At 61.5% G+C, this 20,191-nt stretch carries 19 protein-coding genes; 7 read left to right on the top strand and 12 right to left on the bottom strand.

The window, feature by feature from the left end:
- Positions 1-432 (top strand): thioesterase family protein, encoded by a 432-nt coding sequence (locus HDC32_RS23085; protein WP_184745589.1) that lies wholly within the window; start codon positions 1-3, stop codon positions 430-432.
- A gap of 144 nt (positions 433-576) precedes the next feature.
- Here the strand turns inward: HDC32_RS23085 and HDC32_RS23080 are convergent, their stop codons facing one another.
- The 4 genes from HDC32_RS23080 to HDC32_RS23065 all read right to left on the bottom strand — a co-directional run bounded on the left by HDC32_RS23080 (position 577) and on the right by HDC32_RS23065 (position 5,425).
- A complete protein-coding gene (locus HDC32_RS23080; RefSeq protein WP_167655972.1) occupies positions 577-1,050 on the bottom strand; it encodes a glycine zipper domain-containing protein in 474 nt (157 codons plus the stop codon).
- A 205-nt stretch (positions 1,051-1,255) separates the two neighbouring features.
- Positions 1,256-3,604: an FdhF/YdeP family oxidoreductase gene (locus tag HDC32_RS23075; RefSeq protein ID WP_131696963.1), complete on the bottom strand. Its 2,349-nt coding sequence runs from the start codon at positions 3,602-3,604 to the stop codon at positions 1,256-1,258.
- A complete protein-coding gene (fdhD, locus tag HDC32_RS23070; protein WP_131696962.1) occupies positions 3,601-4,440 on the bottom strand; it encodes a formate dehydrogenase accessory sulfurtransferase FdhD in 840 nt (279 codons plus the stop codon). Before fdhD ends, HDC32_RS23075 begins: the two co-directional genes overlap by 4 nt.
- 97 nt (positions 4,441-4,537) lie before the next feature.
- On the bottom strand, positions 4,538-5,425 hold the full coding sequence (locus tag HDC32_RS23065) for a LysR family transcriptional regulator (protein ID WP_048725293.1): 888 nt from the start codon (positions 5,423-5,425) through the stop codon (positions 4,538-4,540).
- A 132-nt stretch (positions 5,426-5,557) separates the two neighbouring features.
- Here HDC32_RS23065 and lysM point away from each other — a divergent pair, with 132 nt between their 5' ends.
- On the top strand, positions 5,558-5,998 hold the full coding sequence (gene lysM / locus HDC32_RS23060; protein WP_053140321.1) for a peptidoglycan-binding protein LysM: 441 nt from the start codon (positions 5,558-5,560) through the stop codon (positions 5,996-5,998).
- A gap of 109 nt (positions 5,999-6,107) precedes the next feature.
- On the opposite strand, the gene yrfG is transcribed toward lysM, so the two are convergent.
- Positions 6,108-6,770, bottom strand: a complete 663-nt coding sequence (gene yrfG / locus HDC32_RS23055; protein WP_184745588.1) for a GMP/IMP nucleotidase — start codon at positions 6,768-6,770, stop codon at positions 6,108-6,110.
- Between the two features lie 87 nt (positions 6,771-6,857).
- Here yrfG and nudE point away from each other — a divergent pair, with 87 nt between their 5' ends.
- Together nudE and cysQ are read left to right on the top strand one after the other, a co-directional pair.
- Positions 6,858-7,424: an ADP compounds hydrolase NudE gene (nudE, locus tag HDC32_RS23050; protein WP_131696960.1), complete on the top strand. Its 567-nt coding sequence runs from the start codon at positions 6,858-6,860 to the stop codon at positions 7,422-7,424.
- Positions 7,421-8,257: a 3'(2'),5'-bisphosphate nucleotidase CysQ gene (cysQ, locus tag HDC32_RS23045; protein WP_167655969.1), complete on the top strand. Its 837-nt coding sequence runs from the start codon at positions 7,421-7,423 to the stop codon at positions 8,255-8,257. Before nudE ends, cysQ begins: the two co-directional genes overlap by 4 nt.
- Positions 8,258-8,322: 65 nt before the next feature.
- On the opposite strand, the gene HDC32_RS23040 is transcribed toward cysQ, so the two are convergent.
- From HDC32_RS23040 to rfbB, 7 genes are read right to left on the bottom strand one after another with little or no spacing between them, the layout of a single operon-like run.
- Positions 8,323-8,778: a YiiD C-terminal domain-containing protein gene (locus HDC32_RS23040; RefSeq protein ID WP_184745586.1), complete on the bottom strand. Its 456-nt coding sequence runs from the start codon at positions 8,776-8,778 to the stop codon at positions 8,323-8,325.
- A gap of 26 nt (positions 8,779-8,804) precedes the next feature.
- Positions 8,805-10,181, bottom strand: a complete 1,377-nt coding sequence (locus tag HDC32_RS23035; RefSeq protein WP_184745584.1) for a sigma-54 dependent transcriptional regulator — start codon at positions 10,179-10,181, stop codon at positions 8,805-8,807.
- Entirely contained in the window at positions 10,178-11,986 is a 1,809-nt protein-coding gene (locus HDC32_RS23030; RefSeq protein WP_131696956.1) for an ATP-binding protein, read from the bottom strand. Before HDC32_RS23030 ends, HDC32_RS23035 begins: the two co-directional genes overlap by 4 nt.
- 36 nt (positions 11,987-12,022) lie before the next feature.
- Positions 12,023-12,892, bottom strand: a complete 870-nt coding sequence (gene rfbD, locus HDC32_RS23025) for a dTDP-4-dehydrorhamnose reductase (protein ID WP_184745582.1) — start codon at positions 12,890-12,892, stop codon at positions 12,023-12,025.
- A complete protein-coding gene (gene rfbC / locus HDC32_RS23020; protein WP_145335831.1) occupies positions 12,889-13,434 on the bottom strand; it encodes a dTDP-4-dehydrorhamnose 3,5-epimerase in 546 nt (181 codons plus the stop codon). Before rfbC ends, rfbD begins: the two co-directional genes overlap by 4 nt.
- A complete protein-coding gene (gene rfbA / locus HDC32_RS23015) occupies positions 13,415-14,308 on the bottom strand; it encodes a glucose-1-phosphate thymidylyltransferase RfbA (protein WP_145335833.1) in 894 nt (297 codons plus the stop codon). Before rfbA ends, rfbC begins: the two co-directional genes overlap by 20 nt.
- Positions 14,305-15,387, bottom strand: coding sequence for a dTDP-glucose 4,6-dehydratase (gene rfbB, locus HDC32_RS23010; protein ID WP_184745580.1), 1,083 nt, complete (start codon positions 15,385-15,387; stop codon positions 14,305-14,307). Before rfbB ends, rfbA begins: the two co-directional genes overlap by 4 nt.
- A gap of 153 nt (positions 15,388-15,540) precedes the next feature.
- Here rfbB and HDC32_RS23005 point away from each other — a divergent pair, with 153 nt between their 5' ends.
- The 3 genes from HDC32_RS23005 (at position 15,541) to HDC32_RS22995 (ending at position 20,119) form a co-directional block, all read left to right on the top strand.
- Positions 15,541-18,441: an aminotransferase gene (locus HDC32_RS23005; RefSeq protein WP_184745578.1), complete on the top strand. Its 2,901-nt coding sequence runs from the start codon at positions 15,541-15,543 to the stop codon at positions 18,439-18,441.
- Positions 18,442-18,562: 121 nt separating this feature from the next.
- On the top strand, positions 18,563-19,669 hold the full coding sequence (gene aguA / locus HDC32_RS23000; protein ID WP_184745576.1) for an agmatine deiminase: 1,107 nt from the start codon (positions 18,563-18,565) through the stop codon (positions 19,667-19,669).
- 234 nt (positions 19,670-19,903) lie between these two features.
- A complete protein-coding gene (locus HDC32_RS22995; RefSeq protein WP_131696949.1) occupies positions 19,904-20,119 on the top strand; it encodes a hypothetical protein in 216 nt (71 codons plus the stop codon).
- Positions 20,120-20,191: the final 72 nt, after the last annotated feature.

Below are 20,191 nucleotides of genomic sequence, written 5' to 3'. Positions count from 1 at the left end.
ATGCCTGACTCAATGCCGCAACGCGCCGATTACCGTCACTTCCAGCCGATCATCACGCGCTGGCACGACAACGATGTGTACGGCCATGTGAACAATGTCACCTATTACAGCTTCTTCGACACGGCGGTGAATACTTACCTGATCGAACAGGGTGGGTTGGATATTCATGACGGTGAGGTGGTGGGGTTTGTGGTGAGTTCGGCGTGCGATTACTTCGCGTCGATTGCCTTTCCCGACCGCCTGGAAATCGGCCTGCGGGTGGGCAAGTTGGGCAACAGCTCAGTGCAGTACGAATTGGCGGTATTCAAGGCAGGCGAAGAGGAGGCCTGTGCGGCGGGGCGCTTTGTGCATGTGTTCGTGGGTCGGGGGACGAACCAGCCGGTGACTATTCCGGAGATGTTGCGCGAGGCGTTGCAGCGGTTGGTGGTCTGACTTCGGCGTTGCAGGCACCACGGAACTCAATGTGGGAGGGGGCTTGCTCCCGATAGCGGTGGGTCAGCCAGTACACGGGTGGCTGACACCCTGCTATCGGGAGCAAGCCCCCTCCCACATTGGTTTTGCGCTGTTTTTTAGCGCTTAGCGGTGACGGTAGTGATGCTTGTTCTTGCGATGCCCGTAGGCATGGCCACGGCCGCGATGGTCATCGCGGTCATAACGGCGGTTATCACGACTACGACGATCATCATCATCGCTCTTGTTGCCCATGTAGTTGCCCAGCGCACCGCCTGCGCCACCGCCGGCCGCTGAACCGATCAGTGCACCGGTGCCGCCGCCGACACTGCGGCCCACCACGTTGCCGCCGGCTGCGCCCAGTGCGCCGCCAATGGCTGCTTCGCCGCGGCTGCGCTTATCGGCGCCGACTGCGCTACCGCCTGCGCCACCCAGGGCCGCGCCGATGGTCGAACCGGTGTTGCCGCCCAACTGCTGGCCGACAACCGAGCCAAGAACCCCGCCCAATGCGCCGCCCACACCGGCTTCGGTGGTGCCACCGGCCATGGCTGCGCCACTGACCAGGCCAAGGGACAACAAGAGAATCGAGGAGAACTTCATAGAGAGACCTCAAGAGGATGACGGCGCGATCCTGAGGCTGTATCGACATGGTTACAATAGAAATCCGACCAGTAACACGAGTTGTACACAATTCTCTAAGTTACTGTTTTAACTCGGGAACTTAAGTGATTTTTGCGAGTCTTTAGCTACTTCGGAACGGCCGCTTTTATGCAAAAGCGGCCTTTTTTGTGCCCGAAATGATCAGTCAGGCCGAACGCGCCATGATCAGCCCATTGTCACTGGCAGCTTCCAAACGTATCGCCACGAACTTCGACGTCGGTGTATGGCTGCCATCCCCAGTGCTTTCCAGTGGCACCAGCGGGTTCACTTCTGGGTAGTAAGCCGCAGCCTGCCCCGCCGGAATATCAAACGCCAACAAGGTGAAGCCCTTCACTCGACGTTCACGACCGTCTTCCCACAACGACACGATGTCGGCTTTCTGCCCCGGCTTGAAGCCCAGGCGGATGATGTCGGCTTCGTTGACGAACAGCACGTCACGCTGGCCTTTGACCCCGCGATAACGGTCGTCCAGGCCATAAATGGTGGTGTTGTACTGATCGTGGGAGCGCATCGACTGCATGATCAGGTCCGGTACGCGGCCCGTGGCGTGGGTACGCTCGTGGATCAGGTCCTTGGGCAGGATGTTCGGGCGGAAGTTGGCACGGCCCGAAGGGGTGTTCCAACGCCGTGCACCGGCGGAGTTGCCCAGGTAGAAACCACCGGGGTGTTTGAGGCGTTCGTTGAAGTCCTTGAAGCCTGGGATGGTATCGGCGATCAGGTCGCGAATGCGGCTGTAATCGGCCACCAACCAGTTCCAGTCCACCGGTGTGCTACCCAAGGTCGCGGCGGCGATGCCGGCGAGGATGGCCGGTTCCGATTTCATCAACTTCGACAGCGGCTGCAGTTGCCCGTTGGAGTCGTGGACCATGCTGAACGAGTCTTCCACCGTCACGGCTTGCGGGCCTTCGGCCTGGATGTCGATGTCGGTGCGGCCCAGGCACGGCAGGATCAGCGCGTCTTTGCCGTGCATCAAGTGGCTGCGGTTGAGCTTGGTGCTGATCTGCACGGTCAGGTCGCAATTGCGCAGCGCTTCGAAGGTGCGCGGGCTGTCCGGCGTGGCTTGGGCGAAGTTGCCGCCCAGGCCGATAAACACCTTGGAGCGGCCTTCGAGCATGGCGTGGATCGCTTCCACCACGTTGTGCCCGTTGGTGCGCGGTACCTGGAACTGGAAGCGCCGCTCCAGAGCGTCGAGGAACGCCACCGGTGGGCGCTCGTTGATACCCATGGTGCGGTCGCCCTGCACGTTACTGTGGCCACGCACCGGGCATAGGCCAGCGCCGGGGCGGCCGATGTTGCCGCGCAGCAGCATCAGGTTGGCGATTTCCTGGATAGTCGGCACCGAGTGGCGGTGCTGGGTGATACCCATCGCCCAGCACATGATCACGTTCTTGCCCTTGGCGTACATGCGCGCCGCTTGCTCGATCTCGACCAGGGGCAGGCCCGACTGCGCGACGATTTCATCCCAGGAGGTATCGTCGATCTGGCCCAGGTAATCGAGCACGTTGGCGGTGTGTTCATTGAGGAAATCGTGGTCGAACACGGCTTCCTTGCCTTCGGCCTGAGCCTGGCGCTCCCACAGTAGCAGGAACTTGGCCATGCCGCGCAGGATCGCCATGTCGCCACCCAGGGCTGGGCGGAAGTACGCGGTGTTGGTCGGCTTGTCGCCGTTGGTGAGCATTTCCAGCGGGTGCTGCGGATGCTGGAAGCGTTCCAGGCCGCGCTCCTTGAGGGGGTTGATGCACACCACCTGGGCGCCACGTTTCACCGCTTCGCGCAGCGGTTCAAGCATACGAGGATGGTTGGTGCCGGGGTTCTGGCCCCAGACGAAAATCGCATCGGCATGTTCGAAGTCATCAAAGGTCACGGTGCCTTTGCCGACGCCCACGCTCTGTGCCAGGGCCACGCCGCTGGCCTCGTGACACATGTTCGAGCAATCCGGGAAGTTGTTGGTGCCGTAGGCGCGCACGAACAACTGGTACAGGTACGCCGCTTCGTTACTGGCACGGCCCGAGGTGTAGAACTCAGCCATGTCCGGGCTGGGCAGGGCGTTGAGGTGTTTGCCGACCAGATCGAAGGCCGCTTCCCAGCTGATGGGGGTATAGCGGTCGGTTTCAGCGTCGTAGCGCATTGGCTCGGTCAGGCGGCCTTGGTACTCAAGCCAATAGTCGCTTTGCTCCAGCAGGGCGGTGACGCTGTGCTTGGCGAAGAATGCCGCATCGACACGGCGCTTGGTGGCTTCCCAGTTGACCGCCTTGGCGCCGTTTTCGCAGAACTTGACCATGCCGCTTTCCGGCGAGTCGCCCCAGGCGCAGCCCGGGCAGTCGAAGCCGCCGTTCTGGTTGGTCTTGAGCATCATGCGCAGGTTTTTCAGCGCGTTGTCGCTGGTCAACCACGCCTGTGCCACGCTGATCAGCGCCCCCCAGCCGCCAGCCGGGCCCTTGTAGGGCTTGTAGCGCGGGGTTGGGGTTTGGTCGGCTTGATGATGATTGCTCACGGCTGTTTCTCCATCGCAGGGCTGTAGACCCGCGGCGCACTTTTCTGCGGCAGGTGGATGAGATTGAGGTTATGCCGGCGGGCCCATTGCAGGGCCAGGCCGGTGGGCGACGACAGGCTGACCAGGGTCTGGATGCCCGCGCGCAGGACTTTCTGGATCAATTCGAGGCTGCAACGGCTGGTGACAATCGCCAGCCCGCCGTCGGTCGGGATCTGTTGGCGGATCAGTGCGCCGATCAACTTGTCGAGAGCGTTGTGCCGGCCGATGTCTTCACGGCCCATGAGCAATTCGCCCTGGTTATTCATGAACACGGCCGCATGCACCGCACCGCTGTACTGGCCCAGGGGCTGGAACGCACTGATGCGCTGGCGCAGGCCGTCGAGCCACTCGGCAGGCGGCAAGGGCGCGCCGGGCAGCACTTGAAGGTCCGGCAGGGCCTGTTCCACTGCTTCCACTCCACACAGGCCGCAGCCGCTGGTGCCTGCCAGCTGGCGGCGCTGCTGCTTGAGGTTCCAGAACGCACGGCTGGAGATCTGCACCTGAGCGTATTGGGTCGAGCCCGAACCGCTGAGTTTCAGATCATAAATATCGCTGACGTCGGCGATAATGCCGCTGCCGATGCTGAACCCGACAATAAAGTCTTCCAGGTCCGTCGGCGTGACCAGCATGACCGCTTGGCTGATGTCGTTATAGGCAATCGCCAACGCCACTTCTTCCGCCAAGGCTGTGCTGGCGACTTCGGTGTGCTCAAGGTTGCAAAACTGGTAGCTCTGGCTGGCGACGGGCGCGGACATTTCCGGAGCAGGCGCCGCGCAGGCTGGGCGCTTGGCGTTCATGGGGCAGTACCACCGGCGGATTGATCAGTGTTTAGACTAGGCGCGACAAAGCGTCGCGTCTAATTGCCAGTACTGATCTACCGATAGATGACGTCGATCAAGACTCTGTTTGCGATTTCTGAAACAGCGCGAAACACGCCTCCGCCAGCGCCGAGCGAGGCGCGCTGCGCCGCATGATCAGGCCCAGGCGCGCCAGGGTGTGGGCGTCTTCGATAGGTTGCAGGCGCAAATGTTCGGTGAGGGCGTCCAGGCCGCCGTCCAGCGGCATGACTGCGCAGCACAGCCCGCCATGCACAGCTTGTAACAACTGATGCACGGCGTCGGTTTGTAACAGCGGCTGCGGGTGCAGGCCCCGGCTGTGGAAGTTGTGGTCGATGGACTGACGGAAGTGCATGCCACTGGTGAGCATGCCCAGGGGCAATTCGATCAATGCCTCCCAGCTCAGCGGCTTGTCGCCAAAACTGAAATAGCGCTGGTCGTAAAGCAGGCCCATGCGGGTTTCGCCGAGGGCCAGGGAGTCGAAGCGCTCGTTGTCCAGGCGGTCGAGGTAGGACACGCCCAGGTCCAGGCGATTGCTCGCCAACTGTTCGAGGATCTGCTCGGAACTGAGGGCCGAGAGCTCAAAGCGCAGGCTCGGATGCTCCTTGTGCAGTTGTTGCATCAACGCCAGTGGATCAAAGCTCGACAACGGCACCACCCCCAGGCGCAACGTACCCACCAGGTTGCCACGACAGGCGGCTGCTTCGGCCTGCAAACCGTCATAGGCCGCCAGCACCGTGCGTGCCCAGGCCAGTACCCGTTCGCCAGGGGCGGTAAAACCTTCGAAACGCTGGCCGCGATTGACCAGCGGCAAGTCCAGCTCTTCTTCAAGGCTGCGCAGACGCATCGACAGGGTGGGCTGGGTGATGTGGCAACGCGCCGCGGCCTGGCCGAAGTGACGGGTCTCGTCGAGGGCGATGAGGAATTTCAGCTGCTTGATGTCCATCTTCGCTCCAGGGCTTATTCCAATGGCGGGGGGATTCTAGCGCGTTTGGGTCTTTGGTCGGGCTGGAACCCAAGCGTTTAGGGTTGGTCTAGTCTTTGGCATCTGGAAATCAAACATCAAGGAGAGCACACCATGAGTCTTTTGAGCTTTGTAAAGGAAGCCGGCGAGAAGTTGATCGATCTGTTGACGCCGGGTAATGCAAACGCCAGTGAGCAGTTGAAGGAACACGTGGCGAAGGTGGGTCTGGGTAATCCGAATGTGCAGACCACGGTGGATGGCGACAAAGTGACCGTAACCGGCGAAGTCGCGACCCAGGAAGAGAAAGAGAAGATTCTGCTGGCGCTGGGCAATATTGCCGGTGTGGCCAGTGTGGATGACCAGATCACCGTATCCGGCCCGGCGGTTGCCGCCGCCCGCTTCGTCGTGGTGAAAAAGGGCGACACCCTCAGCGCAATTTCCCTGACGGTGTATGGCAACGCCAACCTGTACAACAAGATCTTCGAGGCCAACAAGCCGCTGTTGTCCCATCCAGACAAGATTTACCCAGGGCAGACGTTGCGTATTCCTGAGTAATACACAAAGTAAAAATGTGGGAGGGGGCTTGCTCCCGATGGCGGAGTGTCAGTCGACATCAAGGTGACTGATGCACCGCTATCGGGAGCAAGCCCCCTCCCACATTTGCTCAGAGCCCGACAATGAGATCGCGGTAGTCACCAACTGCTGCAAACTCGCCCGTGTCCTTCGGCCCTTTTTTGCTGTCCGGCTCTTTCACCGCCAACAAGTGCCCCACACCAAACGCCTGGGCACTGCGCAGGATCGGCAAGGTATCGTCGATAAACAGGCTGCGCGCCGGGTCGAACTGGATGTCGGCTTGCAAGGCATCCCAGAACTGTGGGTTTTCCTTGGCGAAACCATAGTCGTGGGAGCTGATCAATCGCTCGAAATACGGCGCCAGTTCAATGCGTTCCAACTTCAACGACAGCGAATCACGATGGGCGTTGGTGATCAGGATCACGCGCTTGCCGGCCTGTTTGATCGCCGTCAGGAAGGTGTCGGCATCCGGGCGCAGGGCGATCAGGTGGGCGGTTTCCAGCTTGAGTTCGCGTACCGGGATGTTCAGTTCCGCACTCCAGAAGTCCAGGCAATACCATTGCAACTGTCCGGCGTTACGCTCGAACAGAGGCTGCAACTCCATCTCGGCCATGGCCCGGCTCACCCCGTGCAACTCGGCGTAACGCTGGGGCAGGTGCTCCATCCAGAAGTGGTTGTCGTAATGCAGGTCGAGCAGGGTGCCGTCCATGTCTAGCAGGACAGTGTCGATGGCGTGCCAGGGCAAAGAGGGCATGGTGCGGTCTCATGTAAGTAAAGATATCCGACACAGACAATCGGAAAAGCCACGGTATAGTAACCCGATCACGCCAAGGAGCCGCTTATGCGCCAGAAACCCACCGTCCTCGCCCGCGAAATAGTCGCCAGTAGCCGTTTGTTTCGCGTGGAGGAAGTGCAATTGCGCTTTTCCAATGGCGTTGAACGGACCTACGAGCGCCTGGTAGGCCGCGGTGCCGGTTACGGCGCGGTGATGATTGTGGCGATGATCGACGAGGATCATGCGTTGCTGGTTGAGGAGTACTGCGGCGGCACTGATGAATATGAGCTGTCCTTGCCCAAGGGCCTGATCGAGCCGGGTGAAGACGTGCTGGCGGCGGCTGACCGTGAGCTCAAGGAAGAAGCCGGCTACGGCGCACGGCAGCTGGAGCACATTACCGAACTGTCGTTGTCCCCTGGCTACATGAGCCAGAAAATCCAGGTGGTGCTCGCCACCGAACTCTATGAAGAACGCCTGGAAGGCGATGAGCCCGAGCCGATGCGCGTGGAGCGGGTCAACCTGCGCGAGCTGTCGCAGCTTGCGCAAAACGAGCAATTCAGCGAAGGCCGCGCCCTGGCCGCGCTGTACCTGGTACGAGATTTGTTGATTCAGCGTGGAGCGTTTACCCCATGAGCGAACTGTTTTTAGGCCACCCGTATATCGCCCCTGTGATCGAGCTGGCTCGCCAGGCGGGTGAAGTGATCCTGCCGTATTGGCGCGCCGATGTGGCGGTGACCTCCAAGGCCGATGATTCGCCGGTCACGGCGGCCGACCTGGCCGCCCACCATCTGATTCTCGCAGGCCTTACCGCACTGGACCCGAGTATCCCGGTGCTGTCTGAAGAAGACGCCGACATCGACCAGAGCGTACGTGCCGGCTGGCAGCGTTGGTGGCTGGTGGACCCGCTGGATGGCACCAAGGAATTTATCGCCGGCAGCGAAGAGTTCACCGTCAATATTGCCCTGGTCGAACAGGGCCGCGTGGTGTTCGGTGTGGTATCCATGCCCACCAGTGGCCGTTGCTACTTCGGGGGTGCCGGCCTGGGGGCGTGGCGCTCCGATGTGAACGAAGCGCCCAGGCAGATCCAGGTGCGCGAGGCGCCGGCAATGGGTGAGGCGTTTACCGTGGTTGCCAGCCGCCGGCATACCAGCCCCGAGCAAGAGCGTTTGCTGGACGGGTTGAGCGAAGGATTGGGTAAGTTGAAGCTGGCGAATATCGGCAGTTCGTTGAAGTTCTGCCTGTTGGCTGAGGGCAGTGCCGATTGCTACCCGCGCCTGGCGCCGACTTCGCAGTGGGATACGGCGGCGGCGCAGGGCGTATTGGAAGGGGCGGGCGGCGAGGTGCTGGAGTTGAGTGGCGAGCCGTTCAGCTATCCGGCGCGGGCATCGTTGTTGAATCCGTTTTTCCTGGCGTTGCCGGCGAAGGCGGCGTGGCGTGAGCGCTTGCTGACCCTGGCCCGCTCTTAATATCTCAGCCGATCAAAATGTGGGAGCGGGCTTGCCCCCTCCCAAATTTTTTTGTGTATTGGCTTCTAGCGGTGCAGGACGTATTGGCCGGTGAACGTAACGGCCCGCTCTTCACTGCCCTCATTCACGATCCACGTGTCCAACGTCAGCCGCGCCCGGCCATAGCGCTTGTAGGTCGCTAAAAAGCGCTTCCACACCTTCTCCTCCGGCGCCGCGCAAAGGGCGGTCGCATCTTGCGTCACCGGCAGTGGATAGCTGATCTGCCCTTCCTGAATCACGATATGCCCGTCTTCAATCCCTTCCTCGCGCAGTTGCAGGTGCATCCAGCCCCAACCCGCCAGCACCGCACCGCAATAGAGGCTGCCGCCGAACATGGTGCTCTTGTGGTTGATATTGGCTTGCAGGGGCAGGTGCAGCCGCAGTTGCCCGTCTTGCCAGTCGAGCACCTTGAGGCCCATTTCGCGGGTCAGGGGGATGTCGTGGTGGAGGATGGATTCCAGGTAACGGCTGTCGCGGCTCATGGGGGCCTCTTGATGGGTGGGCAGGGTCATTCGTCGTCAGCGCTTTGGTTGGCGAAGTTCAGGCCGTGTTTGCGCAGTTTGTCGTGCAGGGTCTTGCGCGGTACGCCGAGTGCTTCGGCGAGGCTGCGCATGGAGCTGTGGGGGCGGGTCAGTTCGGCGGCGATCAGGCTTTTTTCGAACTGCTCGACCTGCTCGCTCAAGCCGCCCGGCGTGGAAGTCAGCACGCTGCTGGCGGGACTGTCCGGCGTGTTGTCCAGCGCCAACTCCAGGCCCAAGGCAAAGCGCTCGGCGGCGTTCTGCAATTCGCGCACATTGCCCGGCCAATTGTGGCGTAACAGCAGCGCGCGTTGGCCCGGTTGCAACTCGTGCAACGGTAGGCCGTGGCGGCTGCTGGCTTCGTCGGCGAAGTGCTGGAACAGCATCAGCGCGTCTTCACCGCGCTCGCGCAGTGGCGGAATGCGCAATGGCGCGACGTTGAGGCGGTAATACAAGTCGGCACGGAAGCGGCCCTGGTCGGCGGCCTGGCGCAGGTCTTCCTTGGTGGCGGCGATGATGCGGATATCCAGCGGGATCAGCTGATTGCCGCCGAGGCGCTCCACCACACGCTCCTGTAACAGGCGCAGCAGCTTGACCTGTACGTCCAGGCTCATGCTTTCGATTTCATCGAGGAACAACGTGCCGCCATTGGCGAATTCGAACTTGCCGATGCGGCGTTTTTGCGCGCCGGTAAAGGCGCCGGGCTCATGGCCGAACAGTTCACTTTCCACCACCGATTCGGCCAACGCCCCGGCATTGATCGCCACAAACGGCCCGGTGCGCCGGCTCGACAGGTCGTGCAGCGCGCGGGCCACCACTTCCTTGCCAGCGCCGGTTTCACCGAGGATCAGCACATCGGCACGGGTCGCGGCCAGGGCGCCGATCTGCTCGCGCAGGCGCAGCATTTGCGGGGAGTGCCCAACAAGGCGCGTGCTCAACTGCTGGCGGTCACTGAGGGCCAGGCGCAGGCTGCGGTTGTCGAGTACCAATCGGCGCAGGGCCAGGGCGCGGCGCACGCTGTCGAGCAGGGCGTCGCTGGAGAAGGGTTTCTCGAGGAAGTCATAGGCCCCCGCGCGCATGGCCTGCACCGCCAACGGCACGTCGCCGTGGCCGGTGATCAGCAGCACCGGCAGGTCCGGATCCTGGGCGTGCAGATCGGCCAGCAGCTCCAGGCCGTCCATGCCGGGCATGCGGATATCGCTGACCACCACGCCCGGCCAATCCCGCGACAGGCGCGCGGTGAGGCCGGTGGCTTCGCCCAGGGTCAGGACTTTCAGCCCGGCCAGGTCCAGGGTCTGGCACAGGGCCTGACGCAAGTGTGGATCGTCGTCGATCAACACCACCTGAATCTGGTTATCGATACTCATACACTGCGGTCCTCGGACGGTTGCAGACTGACGCCCGGCGAGCCGGCGCGCAATTTCAAGGTTAACAGCGCGCCGCCTTCCTTGTGGTTGGCAAACAGCAGTTCGCCACCAAAGGCACGCATCAGGGTTTCACAGATCGCCAGGCCCAGGCCCAAGCCTTGGGTGCGCGTCTTGGTGGTGTAGAACGGTTCACTGGCACGGCCCAACGCTTCCATGCAAAAGCCTGGGCCATTGTCGCGAATGTACAGGTTGACGCCCTGGGCGGTGGTTTCGGCACTCAGCCACAGTTTGCGCGGCGGGCCTTTTTCGGTGAGGGCGTCGAGGGCGTTGGCCAGCAGGTTGCCCAGCACCTGGCGCAAGCGGGTTTCGCCGGCCTGCACCCACAGGGTCGCTTCCGGTAAATCGCGGATCAACTCGACTTCCATCGACCGCCGCCGCTTGGCCAGCAGCGCCAGCGCATCGTCCAGCGCCGGTTGCAGGGCCACGCTTTCCGGGGCATGGCGGTCGCGCCGGGCGAAGGCGCGCAGGTGCGCGATGATCGAGGCCATGCGCCCGGTCAGTTCGCTGATCAGCTTGAGATTGCCCCGGGCATCGCTGGTGCGCTCATGGTCGAGCAGGATCTCGGCGTTTTCCGCATAGCTGCGGATCGCCGCCAGGGGTTGATTGAGTTCGTGGCTGATACTCGCCGACATGGTGCCCAGCGCCGACAGCTTGCCGGCCTGCACCAGGTCATCCTGGGCGCGCACCAGTTCCTGCTGGGCGTGTTCGCGCTCCAGCACTTCCTGTTTGAGGCGTCGGTTCAGGCCTTCCAGGTCGCTGGTACGTTCGACCACACGCATTTCCAGCTCGCGGCGGGCCTTGGCTTCGAAGGCGATACGCTCCAGGTAGTGGCGACGGCGTTGCATCAACAGGCCCAGCAGCAGCATCAACACCAGCAATGTGGCGCCGCCCACGGCGACCACCGTGCGCACCGGGCGGCTGATCAAGGATTGTGGTGCAAGGATCTCCACATTCCAGCCGGTCTCGGCAATGGCGGTGGATTGGCGCAGCCATGCGCTGTTGCTCAGGGTCAGCGGCTGCGGGTCACGTGTGGGGTAGGGCTGGATGGCAATGATGGCCTGGCGCTCTTCGGCGGTCAGCGGCCGCGTGGCACGGAAGCGCCATTGTGGACGCGACGTGAGGATCACCACGCCGTTATGGTCGGTAACCAGCAGTTGCTCGGGCGTGTTGCCCCACAGGCTTTCGGTGTGGTCCAGGTCGACCTTGACCACCAGGACGCCGATTATTTTGTCGCCATCGCGCACGGCGGCGGCGAAGAAATAGCCGCGCTTGGCCGAAGTGGTGCCCAGACCGAAAAACCGCCCCAGGCGCCCGGCCATGGCTTCGCTGAAATAGGGCCGGAACGAGAAGTTGCGCCCGACGAAACTGTCCTGCTTGTCCCAATTGGACGCGGCGAGGGTCTTGCCGGTGGTGTCCATCAAATACATCACTTCCACCCCGGCCTGGGCGGCGACGTCCTTGAGCAGCAGGTTGGCGTTGACCAGATTGGTGCTTACCTGTGGTGCATCCAGCGCCGTGCGCAAGGCCGGCAAGTCGCCTAGAATCTGCGGCAGCACTTCATAGCGATGCAGGGTGCCCAGCAGGTTGGCGACGTACAGGTCGAGGGTCTGGCGGTTTTGCCCGGCCAGTTCGCTGCGATAGTAGCGCTCGGCCAAATGCTCCAGCGGCCACAGCAGCGGTGCCAGGCACAGGGCCAACAGGGCGAGGCTGCGCCAGCGGGGTCTTCGCGGAAGGGGTGGGGTCATGGGAGTCGTGCGCCTGTGGGTACAGGCGCATTATGCCTAGTGCTGCCCGGCAAGACACTCGCGCAGTGCGTCTTGCCACAGCGGCTGAGTGACGTGCCATTGCTGGCGCAGGTGGCTGCAATCGAGGCGTGAGTTCAGCGGGCGCCGGGCGGGCGTCGGGTAGGCGCTGGACGGGATCGCCTCCAGTTCGGCACAGGCACGGCCGCTGGCGCGCAGGTGCTCGCCGATCGCCTGGGCAAAGCCGAACCACGAGGTTTCACCCTCGGCAGTCAGGTGGTAGATGCCCCATTCCCCGGCCTTGCCCGCTTGCCAGCGTTCGATCAGGACCCGCGTACTGGCGGCAAGGGTCCCGGCCCACGTCGGCGCGCCGATCTGGTCGGCGACGATGCGCAGGTGGGGTTTCTCCTGCAGCAGGCGCTGCATGGTCAGCAGGAAGTTCTTGCCGTGGTTGGAGTAGACCCAGCTGGTGCGCAGGATCAGGTGTGCGCCGCCCACTGCGGCAATCGCCCGCTCACCGGCCAGTTTGCTCTGGCCGTAGACGCCCAAGGGGCTGGGCGTGTCAGCTTCGGTGTAGGGCGCCGGCTTGCTGCCGTCGAACACGTAGTCGGTGGAGTAGTGGATCAACGGGCTTTCCAGGGCCTTGGCTTCCTCGGCGAGAACACCGGGGGCGATGGCGTTGAGGGCGAAGGCGAGGTCCGCTTCGCTTTCAGCTTGATCCACAGCCGTGTGGGCGGCGGCGTTGATGATCAGGTCGGGGCGGTGGGCGCGCACCTGCTGGCGGATGCGCTCGGCGTCGGCCAGATCGAGTTGTTCGCGGCCAAGCACAATCAGTTTGCCCAGGCCCTGAAGCTGCGTTTGCAGCGCCTGGGAGACTTGGCCGTGTTGGCCGGTGATCAGGATTTTCATGGGAACAGGTCGGCGTCTTTCAGGCTTTTGCCGCTCTGATCCTTGGAAGACAAGGTTGGAGGCCCCGTCAATTGCCAATCGATATTGAGATCCGGATCGTCCCAGCGGATGCAGCGCTCTGCAGAGGGTGTGTAGTAATCAGTCGTCTTGTAGAGGAATTCGGCGTAGTCGCTGAGTACCACAAAACCATGGGCGAACCCCGGAGGAATCCACAGTTGGCGACTGTTGTCGGTCGATAGCCGAACGCTGGCCCATTTGCCAAATGCAGGTGAACTCTGACGTATATCCACTGCGACGTCTAACACCTCACCGGCGGTCACTCGCACCAATTTGCCCTGAGCGTGTTCCACTTGGTAATGCAGGCCGCGCAATACGCCTTTTTGTGAGCGCGAGTGGTTGTCCTGAACAAACTCTTGCTGCAGCCCGGTTGCTTGCGCAAAGTCCCGGGCATTGAAACTCTCATAGAAAAAACCGCGTTCATCGTCAAAAACCTTTGGCTCGATGATCAATACCCCGGGCAACTCAGTGGCGGATACATTCATATGGATTATCCCCTGCGAGGGTGAACAAGTATTGACCGTAGCCGGTCTTGCCAAAATATCTGGCCCGCTCCAGCAAGTATTCACGGTCAATCCAGCGGTTCTGGTAAGCAATTTCTTCCAGGCAGGCTACTTTCAGGCCCTGGCGGTGCTCGATGGTCTGCACGTAGAGCGAAGCTTCCAACAGGCTGTCGTGGGTGCCTGTATCGAGCCAAGCGAAGCCGCGCCCGAAACGTTCCACATGCAGGTCGCCGCGCTTGAGATAGGCGTTGTTGACGTCGGTAATCTCAAGCTCGCCACGATGTGAAGGTTTCACGGCTTTGGCGATCTCGATCACGTCGTTGTCGTAGAAATAAAGGCCGGTTACGGCATAGGGGGACTTTGGCTTGAGTGGTTTCTCTTCAATCGACAGGGCGCGACCATCCTTGTCGAAGTCGATCACGCCAAATCGTTCTGGGTCTTTCACCCAATAACCAAATACCGTCGCGCCGGAAGGACGCCTGGCTGCAGTCCGCAACTGTTCGCCGAAATATTGGCCGTGGAAAATGTTGTCACCCAGGATCAGGCATACCGGGTCATTACCGATAAATTCTTCGCCAATGATAAATGCCTGGGCCAAGCCATCCGGCGACGGCTGCTCGGCATAGGTGAAGCGCACGCCGAACTGGCTGCCATCGCCCAGCAAGTTACGATACTGCGGCAAGTCCACTGGCGTGGAAATCACGAGGATGTCTTTGATTCCCGCCAGCATCAGCACCGAGATCGGGTAATAGATCATCGGCTTGTCATACACTGGCAGCAGCTGCTTGGACACGCCCAGGGTAATGGGGTGCAAGCGAGTGCCTGAGCCGCCTGCCAATACGATTCCCTTCATCATGCAATCAGATCCTTCATGTCGGTGTTGCCCAATCGTTCGCCCTGATAACTGCCGTCCTGTACCCTGCGGCACCATTCCAGGTTGTCGAGGTACCACTGTACGGTCTTGCGCAGGCCGGTCTCGAACGTTTCTTCCGGGACCCAGCCCAGTTCGCGTTCGATCTTGCTGGCGTCGATTGCATAGCGCTGATCGTGGCCTGGTCGATCTTTGACGAACGTGATCAGGTCGGCAAATTTTTCCACACCGGCCGGACGTTGCGGTGCCAATTCTTCCAGCAGGCCGCAGACGCCTCGTACCACGTCGATGTTTTTTTGCTCATTGTGGCCGCCGATATTGTAGGTCTCGCCGACCACACCTTCTGTTACCACTTTCAGAAGTGCGCGGGCATGGTCCTCGACGAACAGCCAGTCGCGCACCTGCAAACCATTACCATAGACCGGTAATGGCTTGCCCGCGAGCGCGTTGAGGATGACCAGCGGGATCAACTTCTCGGGGAAGTGGAAAGGGCCGTAGTTGTTTGAACAATTGGTCAGCAATACCGGCAGGCCGTAGGTGCGCTGCCAGGCACGCACCAGGTGGTCGGACGCCGCCTTGCTCGCGGAGTAAGGTGAGCTGGGCGCGTAAGGCGTGGTTTCGGTGAAAAGATCGTCAACGCCGTGCAGGTCGCCGTACACCTCATCGGTGGAGATGTGATGGAAACGGAAAGCGCTCTTGGAGGGCTCCGCCAGCGTGTGCCAGTACGCGCGAGTGGCCTCCAGCAGGCTGTAGGTGCCCACGATATTGGTCTGGATAAAATCCGACGGCCCGTCAATCGAACGATCGACATGGGATTCTGCAGCCAAGTGCATGATTGCCTGTGGCTCGAAGCGCTTCAGCACGGCGCTGACGCTCGCCTGGTCAATGATATCGGCCTGTACGAACTCATAGCGGCTGTTGGACGCAATGCTGGTCAGTGATTCCAGATTGCCTGCATACGTAAGTTTGTCCAGATTAAGCACTTCGTGTTCGGTGTTTTGGATCAGATGGCGGATCAGGGCGGAGCCGATAAATCCAGCACCGCCGGTGATGAGAATGCGCATGTCGGAGGGCCTTTTCCTTAGACGGACATTAAGCGAATGAAGCATAGCTTGAGTTGTGCGGAAGATAGGCGCAAGCGCGGTATGCGTAGGGGGGTTGCCTAACTCACCTGAACAATGGCGATATACACCCCTGAAAAAAACGAGGCCACGCCCATGCTGCTTGCTACGTTGATCCATCGCGCCAATCTACCCTGCCCGCAAGTAGGCACCGACCAGGCAGCGCAATTGCTCGAGCAGCACTACGGCCTCACGGGCACCCTGCAGTCACTGGGCAGCCAGCAAGACCTCAATTACAAAGTCGACAGCACCCGCGGCCGGTTTGTTCTGAAAATCTGCCGGGGCGACTACGCCGCGATTGAGCTGCAAGCCCAGCACGCGGCCCTCAACACCCTGCAGGCTGTGCGGGTGCCCAAGGTCATCAAGGCCCTGAGCGGTGAAGAGCTGTTGAGCGTGACGGTCGATGGCCAGCCCCTGCACCTGCGGCTGCTGGATTATATCGACGGCCAGCCGTTGACCCATCTGCCGCATTTGGGGCGCGATGTGATCGCAGGTTTCGGCGACCTGTGCGGGCGCATGAGCCTCGCGCTGGCTGATTTCTCGCACCCTGGACTGGACCGTACCCTGCAATGGGACCCGCGCCATGCTCGGGGACTGATCACCCATCTGTTGGCCACCCTGGAAAACCTGCCCCACCGCGCCGTACTGGAACAGGTGGCCGAGCAGGTTGAACAGCGCATTCGCCCCCTGGCCGACCGCCTGCCCAGGCAAGCGGTGCACATGGACATCACCGATGACAACGTGGTCTGGCAGCGCGATGCGCAACGGCACTGGCAACTGCAAGGCGTCATCGATTTCGGCGACCTGGTGAACACCTGGCGGGTTGCCGACTTGTCGGTGACCTGCGCGGCCCTGTTGCACCATGCCGAGGGCGACCCTTTTGCCATCCTGCCGGCGGTCCAGGCCTGCCACGCCGTGACCCCGCTGCAGCGCGAGGAATTGCAGGCATTGTGGCCGCTGATCGTCGCCCGTGCGGCAGTGTTGGTATTAAGCAGCGAACAGCAGCAACGCCTGGATCCGGACAACACTTATCTATTGAAAAACGCCGAGCACGAGTGGGAAATTTTCCATGTGGCGACGTCGGTGCCGTTTGAACTGATGGAGGCTGCGATTCTCAGCAGTGTCGGTGAGACGCTGCCGTCGATTGCCAGCCAGGACTTCGCACCGTTGCTGCCGGGCCTGGTGGGGCGTGAGTTCGCGCTGATCGACCTGGGCGTGCTCAGCCCGCATTTCGAAGCCGGCAACTGGGAACTGCCCGGCATTGATCGGCATCTGCTGGATCAGGCGGCAACCGTGCATGGGCTGGCGGCAAGTCGTTATGGCCAATATCGGCTGTCGCGTACCTGCCCGGACAGTGCCGCCGAACCGCACACTTTTCCCCTCCACGTAGAGCTGCATTTGCCCCATGGCACGGTGTTGGAGGCGCCTTTCGCCGGAACGCTGCATCAGGACGCCGATGGCCTTGTGAGCGTGCAAGGGGTCGAGCTGAGCGTGCGGCTGTGGGGCGTGAACACCCGGTTGAAGCACGGTTCATTGCTGGTGAAGGGGCAGGTTCTCGGTGAGGTCCATGGGCCGCTGACCGTGCAACTGTGCCGTGCCGACCTCAAACCGCCGCTGTTTTGTACACCGTCCCGTGCCTTGGCCTGGCAAGCCTTGTGTCCATCGCCTGCGGCATTACTGGGACTGGCCTGCGATGCCGAACCGGAGCTAGACCCCCACGCTCTGCTGGCCCGGCGTGACGCCAGTTTCGCGCGGTCGCAGAAGCACTATTACGTCGACCCGCCACGCATCGAGCGCGGCTGGCGCAACCACCTGATCGATATGCAGGGCCGTTCCTACCTGGACATGCTCAATAATGTCGCCGTGCTGGGTCACGGCCACCCGCGCATGGCGGCGGTGGCGGCGCGGCAATGGTCGCTGCTCAATACCAACTCGCGGTTTCACTATGCGGCCATTGCCGAGTTTTCCGAGCGCTTGCTGGCGCTGGCGCCGGAGGGTATGGATCGGGTGTTCCTGGTCAACAGCGGCACCGAGGCCAACGACCTGGCCATCCGCCTGGCCTGGGCCTACAGCGGTGGGCGCGACATGCTCAGTGTGCTGGAGGCCTATCACGGCTGGTCGGTGGCGGCGGATGCGGTGTCCACTTCGATTGCCGACAACCCCCAGGCCCTGAGCAGCCGCCCGGAGTGGGTCCACCCGGTCACCGCGCCGAACACCTATCGCGGTGAATTCCGCGGGCAGGACAGTGCCCCGGACTACGTACGAAGCGTGGAACATAACCTGGCGAAAATCGCTGCGAGCAAGCGCCAATTGGCCGGGTTTATCTGTGAGCCGGTGTATGGCAACGCCGGCGGCATCTCCCTGCCGCCGGGTTACTTGCAGCAGGTGTACGGGTTGGTCCGTGCCCAGGGCGGCGTGTGCATCGCCGATGAAGTGCAGGTCGGCTACGGCCGCATGGGGCATTTCTTCTGGGGCTTCGAAGAGCAGGGCGTGGTGCCCGACATCATCACCATGGCCAAAGGCATGGGCAACGGCCAGCCACTCGGCGCGGTGATCACCCGTCGCGAGATCGCCGAGGCATTGGAGGCCGAGGGGTATTTCTTCTCATCGTCGGGGGGCAGCCCGGTGAGTTGCCGGATCGGCATGGCGGTGCTGGATGTGATGGAAGAAGAAAAATTGTGGGAAAACGCCCAAGTGGTTGGCGGGCATTTCAAGGCGCGGTTGGAAGCACTGATCGACCGTCATCCTCTGGTGGGCGCGGTTCACGGTTCCGGTTTCTATCTGGGCCTGGAGTTGGTGCGTGACCGGCAAACCCTGGAGCCCGCCACCGAAGAGACCACCCTGTTGTGTGATCGATTGCGGGAATTGGGGATTTTCATGCAGCCGACTGGCGATTATTTGAACATCCTCAAGATCAAGCCGCCGATGGTGACGTCCAGGCGCAGCGTGGACTTCTTTGTCGACATGCTGTCGAAGGTGCTGGATGAGCAATTGTAAATAATCGATTGTTATCGGCAATTGACTGTCACATTTATCAGTTAGCCTGTTTGTTCGCTTTTAAAGCCGATTTTTATCCGTTATAAAGTCGGCCTTTACCCCATTCGGAGTCCTGATCGCCATGACCACCCTGCACAGCACCCCCCGCGCCGATGGCTTCCACATGCCCGCCGAATGGGCGCCACAGACCCAAACCTGGATGGTGTGGCCCGAGCGCCCGGACAACTGGCGCCTGGGCGGCAAGCCTGCGCAGGCCGCTCACGTGGCCGTGGCCAAGGCCATCGCACGTTTTGAGCCGGTGACCGTGGCGGTTTCTGCCGGCCAGTACGAAAACGCCCGCGCCCGTCTGGACGTGCCGAATATTCGGGTGGTGGAAATGTCCAGCGATGACGCCTGGGTGCGTGATACCGGGCCGACGTTCGTGATCAACGACCGTGGCGAAGTGCGCGGCGTGAACTGGGATTTCAACGCGTGGGGCGGTTTTGACGGTGGCCTGTACTCGCCGTGGAACCGCGACTCGCAGGTGGGCGGCAAGATCCTCGAAATCGAGCGCGCGCCGCGTTACCGCACAGAGGGCTTCGTGCTGGAAGGCGGCTCGATCCACGTCGACGGCGAAGGCACCCTGATCACCACCGAGGAATGCCTGCTCAACCGCAACCGTAATCCGCACCTCGACCGTGCCGAGATCGAAGCGGTACTCAGCGCCAACCTGGCTGTGGATAAGATCATCTGGCTGCCAGACGGCCTGTTCAACGACGAAACCGACGGCCATGTGGATAACTTCTGCTGCTACGTGCGCCCGGGCGAAGTGTTACTGGCCTGGACCGACGACCCGCAAGACCCGAACTACGCGCGTTGCCACGCCGCCATGGCCGTCCTGCAAAGCAGCACCGACGCCCAGGGGCGCTCATTCACAGTGCATAAAATGCCGATCCCGGGGCCGTTGTATGCCACTGAGGAAGAGTGCGCCGGGGTCGACCCGGTGGACGGCACACAGGAACGTAATCCGACCGTGCGGTTGGCGGGTTCCTACGTCAACTTCCTGATCGTCAACGGCGGCATCATCGCGCCAAGTTTCGACGACCCGCTGGACATTGAAGCCAAGGCCATCTTGCAGAACCTGTTCCCGCAGCACGAAGTGGTGATGGTGCCGGGCCGTGAACTGTTACTGGGTGGCGGGAATATCCACTGCCTGACCCAACAACAGCCGGCTCCGCATAAAAACTGAGTGCAGTTGTAACAACGCCTTTTCTGCGAACGGGCGCTACTCAGTCTGAGCATTTACAGCGAGCCCACGGCCCAACACGGTCGTGGGCTTTTTTGTGTCCGACCACCTATAAATACGCGACATTGGCATAGCTCTTGTATCGGTGTTGCCCCAGTGGCCCAGGGTGATGACCGCATAGTTCTGTCATAAACCTTGAGTAAGTTAGCCGCTCACGCAGTAGGAGAGAGCGCTGAAATGAATGCCAATATCAACCCGATGTACACGCGCACCTTCCACCCTTCGCGGGTCGACAGTGACGCGATCCATTCGCTGGGGCTCTGGTTGAAGGAAAACGGCTCGCGACAGGTCAGGCAGCAGCCGGATTTGCGCAGTGTGATGAATGAGCGCTACCCGGTGGGGTTGTTCAGCGAGGATGAAATGCACGCGTTGTGCGAGTTGATGAGTAACTGAAAAAATATCGTTGACCCCGTAGCAGTTGCCTCGCTTGCGCTCGACAGCTGTTACGGGATTGGTGTTTTTGTA

The organism is Pseudomonas sp. JAI120 (assembly GCF_014207255.1).
GTDB lineage: Bacteria > Pseudomonadota > Gammaproteobacteria > Pseudomonadales > Pseudomonadaceae > Aquipseudomonas.
This window is presented reverse-complemented; position numbering and strand designations above follow the sequence as displayed.